7 protein-coding genes are annotated in these 7,366 nt (G+C 40.2%); 1 reads left to right on the top strand and 6 read right to left on the bottom strand.

The features are described from left to right. The 4 genes from IQ242_RS11935 to IQ242_RS11920 form a co-directional block, all read right to left on the bottom strand. A partial coding sequence (locus IQ242_RS11935) for a hypothetical protein (RefSeq protein ID WP_193960119.1) occupies window positions 1-326 on the bottom strand: 326 nt, incomplete at its 3' end. Between the two features lie 75 nt (window positions 327-401). After that, complete coding sequence (locus IQ242_RS11930; RefSeq protein WP_193960118.1) at window positions 402-2,537, bottom strand: hypothetical protein; 2,136 nt, start codon at window positions 2,535-2,537, stop codon at window positions 402-404. Between the two features lie 3 nt (window positions 2,538-2,540). Beyond that, complete coding sequence (locus IQ242_RS11925; protein ID WP_072926491.1) at window positions 2,541-3,236, bottom strand: Uma2 family endonuclease; 696 nt, start codon at window positions 3,234-3,236, stop codon at window positions 2,541-2,543. Window positions 3,237-3,475: 239 nt separating this feature from the next. Next, entirely contained in the window at window positions 3,476-4,759 is a 1,284-nt protein-coding gene (locus tag IQ242_RS11920) for an aspartate aminotransferase family protein (RefSeq protein ID WP_193960117.1), read from the bottom strand. Window positions 4,760-4,885: 126 nt separating this feature from the next. Here IQ242_RS11920 and IQ242_RS11915 point away from each other — a divergent pair, with 126 nt between their 5' ends. Beyond that, window positions 4,886-5,944 carry a TrkA family potassium uptake protein gene (locus IQ242_RS11915; protein ID WP_052277467.1) on the top strand — a complete coding sequence of 353 codons (1,059 nt, stop codon included), beginning with the start codon at window positions 4,886-4,888 and terminating at the stop codon, window positions 5,942-5,944. Window positions 5,945-5,967: 23 nt separating this feature from the next. Here IQ242_RS11915 and IQ242_RS11910 read toward each other — a convergent pair whose 3' ends face one another. Further along, complete coding sequence (locus IQ242_RS11910; RefSeq protein ID WP_002803173.1) at window positions 5,968-6,402, bottom strand: type II toxin-antitoxin system VapC family toxin; 435 nt, start codon at window positions 6,400-6,402, stop codon at window positions 5,968-5,970. Window positions 6,403-6,416: 14 nt separating this feature from the next. Continuing rightward, a complete protein-coding gene (locus tag IQ242_RS11905) occupies window positions 6,417-7,250 on the bottom strand; it encodes a hypothetical protein (protein WP_193960116.1) in 834 nt (277 codons plus the stop codon). Window positions 7,251-7,366 lie beyond the last annotated feature (116 nt).

The following is a 7,366-nucleotide window of genomic DNA, read 5'->3' as shown; positions in this document are numbered from 1 at the left end:
GAACTGAGCCAAGCCGTGATCACCACTACTCCGATCTGTTTCCAGTTTTTCAATTCTCCGACTTTTTCGGCGAGATCGGTGGTTTTCCCCGCCGCATTCTCTATAACTTTAACTCGATCGCTTAAACCCTCTATCTTCGCGTCTAGGGTTCGGATATCGCCTTTAATTTCCGACTGCCCTAACTCTAAATTCTTCTGTCCGTTTTCCATGGTGGTTAGTCGGTTTTCCATGGTGGTTAGTCGGTTTTCGATCGCCTTTTGTCCGTTGGCAATACCGATGATTAAATCCTCTAGTCTTTTTAAATCTTTTTCAGTGGCGGCTGTCATCAGTTAAACTCCTATTAGTTGAATTTTTCTTGCCCCGATTCGATACTTTATTGATTGCGGATAACTTTCTCATTATCAACTTCCCTGCCAGATTTTTAGATAGGCATTTTCCATATTTTCAGCGAATTTTTTCCCTTGCCAGAGGGGAGCTATGTCACGATTTCCTAACAGTTGATGGCTGATGTCTTGACGAAGGGAGCGCTCGAGTCCTAATTTTACTCCCCAGTCGATATATTCTGCCTCATTCCAGCCAATTCCGGCTTCAATACCGGCATTAATCATAAAAGTATAACTATTGCGGGCGGAAAATTGTTCTCCTACTAATGTAACTAAAGGGATTCCTTGCCATAAAACTTCTAAGGTGGTGGTAGCACCATTGTAGGGATAGGTATCTAACACCACATCAGCAATCTGTAAATTAGCGCGATGGGTATATTCATCTATATCTCTCGGTAAAAACCGCAATCTTTGGGGATTAACTCCCTCCAGAATCGCTATTTCAGTAAATAATTCTTGAATTTTTTCAGTCTTACCGACTCCCTTAATCAGAAAATAACTATTAGGGACTTGTGCGAGAATTTTCATCTGAAGTTTAATAGTATCAGGATGACGTTTCATGCCACTTTGTACGGAAAAATAGATGGTAGCATCGGGGGGAATTTCTAAATCTTCTCGACGGAGATTGGGAGTGCCGATTTCAAAACCATCCACTGCTAAATATGTCTCTGGTAAACGATATATTTTTTCTCGATAATATTCCTCCGCTTGCTGGGGTAAAACGTAGGGATCGGCGATATAATAATCAATAGTTGCTAATCCAGAAGCATCCCAACCTAACCAAGTCACTTGTTTTGCTGCGGGTTTCAGGGCGATAATCTGATTGGTGAGATTATGGGTTAAACTGTCTAAATCTACTAGAATATCTATCCGATCTTGTTGAATTTGTTGGGCAACTTCTAGGGGATTTTGAGCGTAGGGAAAATGACGGATAATATCTCGGCTATCCCGGAACCATTGACGGGTAATTTCATCTTCTTCTTGGTTAATAGTATAGATGGCTATTTGCAATTTTTCTCGATCGTGATGGTGAATTAACCAACGACTTAACCAACCGACAGAATGATGTTTAAAGGTACTGGCAAGATAACCAATAGTTAGTTTTTCTGAAGCTTTTTCGTTTGTAATTAAAGGAGTTTTAAAACTATTATTATCAAGAAAAATTTCGGCGATGCGATTAGTTAATTGTCGATTGGCTAAGGCTCGATCTCCTAGGTAGGGTAGGGGACTAGAAACATTGAGAAAGCTAGTTTTAATAATCGGTTCTAAAGTGATATTTTTCTGACGGGTTAATTCCTGTAATAAATCATGATATTCTTGATAAATATGATCAATTTCTTGCCAAACTCCCCAGCGCAAAAGTATTAACAAAATTAGATAATTACTGTATAACTTTAGGGTTGGGGTTAGACAAATTTCTCGCAATTGATAGGCAGTTATTAAAGAATTATCAAAGTCTTCTGCTAAAATATAGAGGTTAACCAATTGTTCCAAAAGACTCAGATCATTTGGTCTTAATTGCAGACAAAGTTTAATAATTTCCACTCCAAAAGTGGGACTTTGTTGCTCGTTGGTGACTCGTGCTGCTATCTGAAAAGCTTGCGGGATAAAACTATCGGCTAATTCCTCCAGATAGGGTAAACTTACTTGAGCTAAATCTAAAGTTAATTCGTGGGGATATAAAAGACTTTTGAGAACTACATTTAAAAGCAATTCTCGGCTAGGATTATATCTGAGATTGTCTTGAATAGGATAATTAAGAAGTTCTTCTGGATCAAATATTTCTAAATCTAAAGCTAAGTCGAATAAAGCTAATAAATTATTAATTGACTTGGGAACAATTTCCTGTAGATGATAGCGAAAATATTCTACAGCTGCCAGATCACCTTTTGTTTGTTGTCGTCGCGCTTCTGCGTCTAAAACCGCTTCTAATTCTGCTTGCCATTGCTTAACTTGTTCTGGATTGCCTTCGCTTAAAATACTTTGCCACATTACCTGCGCTTCTGCTTCTAAATTTTGCAGAAGATAGGCAACTCCCAAGTACCAATAGTCAGAAATATTTTCGGAATTGTTATCGATTATTTCCTCGTAAATTGCCGCAACTTGAGGATAGTCTTCGGCAATTAAAGCTTGATAAGCGTCAGGATGCCACATAAATCAGTTATCAGTTTTTTGAGATAATATTTTCAGAAAATCTTGATGTTCTTGACTGGCTAAACCTTGCTGTAAAACTGTCAAAACCTGTCCCAAGTTACCCGCTAATAAAGCATTAACATCTAACCAAAGACTGGGGAAAACCTGCGAGTAAATTATCCCTCGACTATCGGGTTCAAGTTTAATATATTCTCCAGCATTTAATCGGAACCAATCTAATTGACGTTCATAAACTCGCCAAACAAGATATTCTTGCACTTGATTACGACGATAAACTCGCCATTTATTGTGGAGATCATAGGAAGCACTAGAAGCGGCAATTTCTACGATTAATTCTGGCGCACCTTCGATATAATCATCGTCACTAATAGTTGATTGTCCAGCAATTTTAATTCTTAGTAAAGCATCCGGTTGTACCTCATTATCTGTGTCCAGACGCACTGTAGTATTATCCGCAGACATCACCCCAATTGTGGCAGCTTTATAGACCCCTAACCAAGTTAAAATATCAGAATGAGGTTCTCCATGACTCTGCACTCGTACAGGAGAGGACATATAAACTATTCCTTCAATTAATTCGGCTTTTTTTACTTCAGAAAGGTTCTGATAACGACGCTCAAATTCCTGGCGACTTAGTTGATCACCATTTTCTAAAGGAGGGGTTTTAGGGAGGGAATAAATAGGTTCAGAAGTGATCATTTTATTTGCCCCAAACAACAGTAAAGCTCAAAAATAATTGACTCATAAGTAGGTAGGCACAATTATTTGTAGGATGGGTTAGCGGTAGCGTAACATGAGCGGGCGTTGGGTTTCATGCTTCAACCGTTCGGCAAAAGCTCACGGCCGAAGCCCAACCTACGTTCTGGAAACTGTCAACTTAAAACTTACATCTGATAACTGATAACTGATAACTGATAACTGATAACTGATAACTGAAATTAAACCACTTTAGCGATAGCAACTTCTAGCTTATCCATAGCCTCATCTACTTCTGTTTCCGAGACAATTAAAGGAGGTACAAAACGGAGAACTTTCGGACCTGCGGGAGCAATTAATAAACCCTCTGTCAAGGCTGCGTTAACAATAGTAGATGAAACCAACTCACTTTCTGAATTAATTTCCAGACCATTAATTAAACCCCAACCGCGCACATCGACAAATAGATGGGGATATTGAGAAGCAATCACCCGTAAACGGCTGCGTAATTGTTCCCCTCGCTGCTGGACATTTTCGAGAATGTGATCCCGTTCAATGGTTTGTAATACTGTTAAAGCTGAGGCACAAGCGAAAGGATTACCTCCAAAGGTACTCGCATGACTACCCGGTTCAAACACATCACAGAATTTTCTGCACATCATCGCACCGATGGGAATACCCCCCGCTAAACCCTTAGCAGATGTGAAAATATCCGGTTCCACTCCTAAATTCTCATAACCCCAGAGTTTGCCGGTTCTTCCGACTCCCACCTGTACTTCATCAAAGACAAGCAAAATGTTATTTTCGTCGCAAATTTGCCGTAAACGTTGGAAATATTCGATATCCCCCGGACGAACTCCCCCTTCACCCTGCAAGGGTTCCAACATAATCGCAGCCACCCGACGATTACCCTCATCGAGATCAGCGATCGCATTTTCCACCGCTTCGATATCATTATAGGGAATATAGGCAAACCCCGGCATCAGGGGTTCAAAGTCTTTTTGGTACTTCGGTTGACCAGTTGCGGTGATGGTGGCTAAAGTCCGACCGTGAAAACTAGCGTGAGCGGTTAAAATAACCGGCTGTTCGAGGAAATCTAGCACCGTATGGGCATATTTTCGTACTAATTTAATCGCCGCTTCGTTCGCTTCCGCACCAGAATTACAGAAAAAGACCTTATCAGCGCAGGAATGATCGACAATCCATTTAGCTAGTTCTCCTTGTTCGGGAATATAGTATAAATTCGAGACATGATGGAGTTTTTGGATTTGCTGACTAACCACTTCAATTAAAGCGGGGTGCGCGTGACCGAGGGTACAGGTGGCAATTCCCGCAACAAAATCAAGGTATTGTTTACCGGAAGTATCCCAGAGAAGACAGCCTAACCCTTTGGCGATCGCAATGGGAAAACGACCATAAGTATTCATCACATAGCTGTTAAAACTATCTGGATCGAAGGGTTGATTCGGGTTTAAATTGGGAGTGGGATCAACTAGGGTTGGTTCTAAAAGGGTTTCTGGACTCACTGGGGAACTCCTGCGCGATTAGACATAGGGGAAATTATAATCAAATCCGTCTGAGAAGGACGGGTTATTTAGATTAAAAACTGATTTCATTGTAATTTACTAGACAGTCTTAGGGGTGAATTTTGCTTGTCTATCAGTGAAGATAAATATCGTCGTCTGCGTCAGGAATTAATCGGGGGAATTTTTGCCCTGATCGTGGTGTTTTTGCTCGGTACGCTTTGGTATCATCTGATCGAGGGTTGGAGTTTGCTAGATTCGGCCTATATGACGATTAGTACCCTCGCTACCGTCGGTTTTGGCGAAATTAATCCCCTAGGTGAACGGGGACGACTGTTTACAATGGTTTTGATCGTGATGGGAGTAATCACGATCGGTTATATTGTTAATCGCTTGACCGAAGCTTTAATTCAAGGCTATTTTCAAGAGGGACTCAAACAGAGACAGGAGAAACGCGTGATCGATCGACTATCAGAACACTATATCATCTGTGGTTTGGGTCGCACAGGCAGACAGGTAGCGATCGAATTTTACGCAGAAAATATTCCTTTTGTAGTCATTGATACAGACCCCCTACAGGTAAATCGGGCCAAAGAATTAAATTATATTGTTGTTCAAGGAGATGCCACCTTAGATAAATCTTTACAAATGGCAGGAATTGAACGCGCTATTTGTATTGTGGCCGCTTTAACTTCCGATGCGGAGAATTTATATACAGTTTTGTCCGCTAAAACTCTTAATCCGAAAATTCGCGCCATTGCTAGGGCCAGTACCGAGGAAGCAGTACAAAAATTACAACGGGCCGGGGCCGATGCGGTAGTATCTCCCTATATTACCGGCGGGAGAAGATTAGCGGCCGCAGCCCTACGACCGCAGGTGATGGATTTTGTTGATGGGATTTTAACCGGAACCGATCGATCGTTTTATATGGAAGAATTTTTAATCGATCCGAGGACTTGTCCCTGTGTCGGTTTAAGTCTTAGTCAAGCACATTTAAGATCTCGATCGGGGGCCTTAGTTTTGGCTATACGTCGCGCCGATGGTACGCTAATCGGGGGACCGACTGGCGATACGGAATTAATGGCTGGGGATCTGTTAATTTGTATGGGAACGGCCGAACAATTACGCAGTTTAACTCAGATTTTAATCCCCATGCGATCGGATGGTTTACGTTTACCGAAGCATTAGTCAGCAGCAATTTTTCCAGCCGATCAAACTTCACTGATCCAATCTTCCATTTTTAAATCAGGAACTTTGATAAAATCCTGATCGTTTCGGGTTAATAATACCAAATCGCGGGACAGTGCGATCGAAGCAATTTTCAAATCCATCGTTCCTATCCGCACTTTTTTCTTTTGTAGCCGCTCAAAAATCATCAGTGCTTTTTCATCGAAGGCTAAGACAGGAAACTTACTAAAATCCTGAAGAATTTCTCTTAATAAAGTATATCCTTTCAGGATTTCGGCGTTATTTTTGGCACGATTAATAAAAGTATGCGCCCCTAAAGTTTGTTCATGAAAACTAATTATTGATAGGGCAAAGTCTTGAGATGAATATCGAGCCATGCGAGATTTTAAGCGCTGAAAATCCTGCCGAGAGCGACGCTGTATACAACTGATATGATCGGTATCAAGTAAATATTTCATGATTCGGTCAGAATTTACCGCTCAATTTTGCCAGTTTGACGAAAAACACGCCCATATTCTAATGCTTTCTCAAAAGCCTCCTCATTAGAAATTGATCCAGAAAGATTATCTAACCAGTTTTCAGACGAAGATTTTTCAGTTTCTAAATCGACAACCCCCACTAAGTCTCTTGTCCAAGGATCAAGATCGCTTAAGTCATCTGTTAGGAAATGAGAGGTAGTTTCTGAAGATACATTCTTAGGATTAAATCGCTCTTGAATTCTGAAAATTATTAAACTATAATAGGCTCTCAGTTGGGTGACTAAAGATTTGTCAGTATCTTGGAAATATTCGGTTATAGTACGATTAGAAATCGAGAGAGCATTTTTAGCTCCCTTGTAAATTTGCTCTAGTTCTGAATCGGCAAACATATCAATAAACACATCTATGGTTTCCGAGAGAAGGCGTGAACCTTCCACCACTCTGATTAAATCGGCTTTTTCCTCACCAGTCTTTCCCTCATTGATCTGAGCAAGGCTGATAAATAATTGATTATAGGCAGTTACTCTATCGGTAAATTCATTGATAATCTCAATCAAATTTATTGCCGAAATCTCATTCTTATATTGTTTCCATACCTGAAGCCATAATTTATTAATTTGATAAAATATATCGGCTCTTGCTTGATAAGTTTTAGAGTTATCCTTAACTTGCTCAAGTAAAATCTGAGTTTCTTGTAGTAAATTATCCAGTATTATCCGATCAGAATCGGTGACAATTTGATCGAGTTTATCTGTAATATCTTGCAGATTTTCTAACAAAAATTGTCCTAAATTTTCCCGTTCGACTGAAGTTTGCAGACTATTCATCGTATTTACCTCTCCTAAGACTGACGATCAAACAGAAATGAGTAGTCAAAATAATCAGCCCTAAACCTCCATTGTAACAATTTTGGGGTCTAAATCCTGTTTAAAAGGTATAGGAG

This window comes from Microcystis sp. LEGE 08355 (genome assembly GCF_015207185.1).
GTDB lineage: Bacteria > Cyanobacteriota > Cyanobacteriia > Cyanobacteriales > Microcystaceae > Microcystis > Microcystis panniformis.
This window is presented reverse-complemented; position numbering and strand designations above follow the sequence as displayed.

Excerpts from the sequence above, each read along its gene's own strand:
- IQ242_RS11910 (WP_002803173.1), bottom strand. The coding sequence starts at position 6,402 with ATGAAATATTTACTTGATACCGATCATATCAGTTGTATACAGCGTCGC.
- IQ242_RS11925 (WP_072926491.1), bottom strand. The coding sequence starts at position 3,236 with ATGATCACTTCTGAACCTATTTATTCCCTCCCTAAAACCCCTCCTTTA.
- IQ242_RS11930 (WP_193960118.1), bottom strand. The coding sequence starts at position 2,537 with ATGTGGCATCCTGACGCTTATCAAGCTTTAATTGCCGAAGACTATCCT.
- IQ242_RS11905 (WP_193960116.1), bottom strand. The coding sequence starts at position 7,250 with ATGAATAGTCTGCAAACTTCAGTCGAACGGGAAAATTTAGGACAATTT.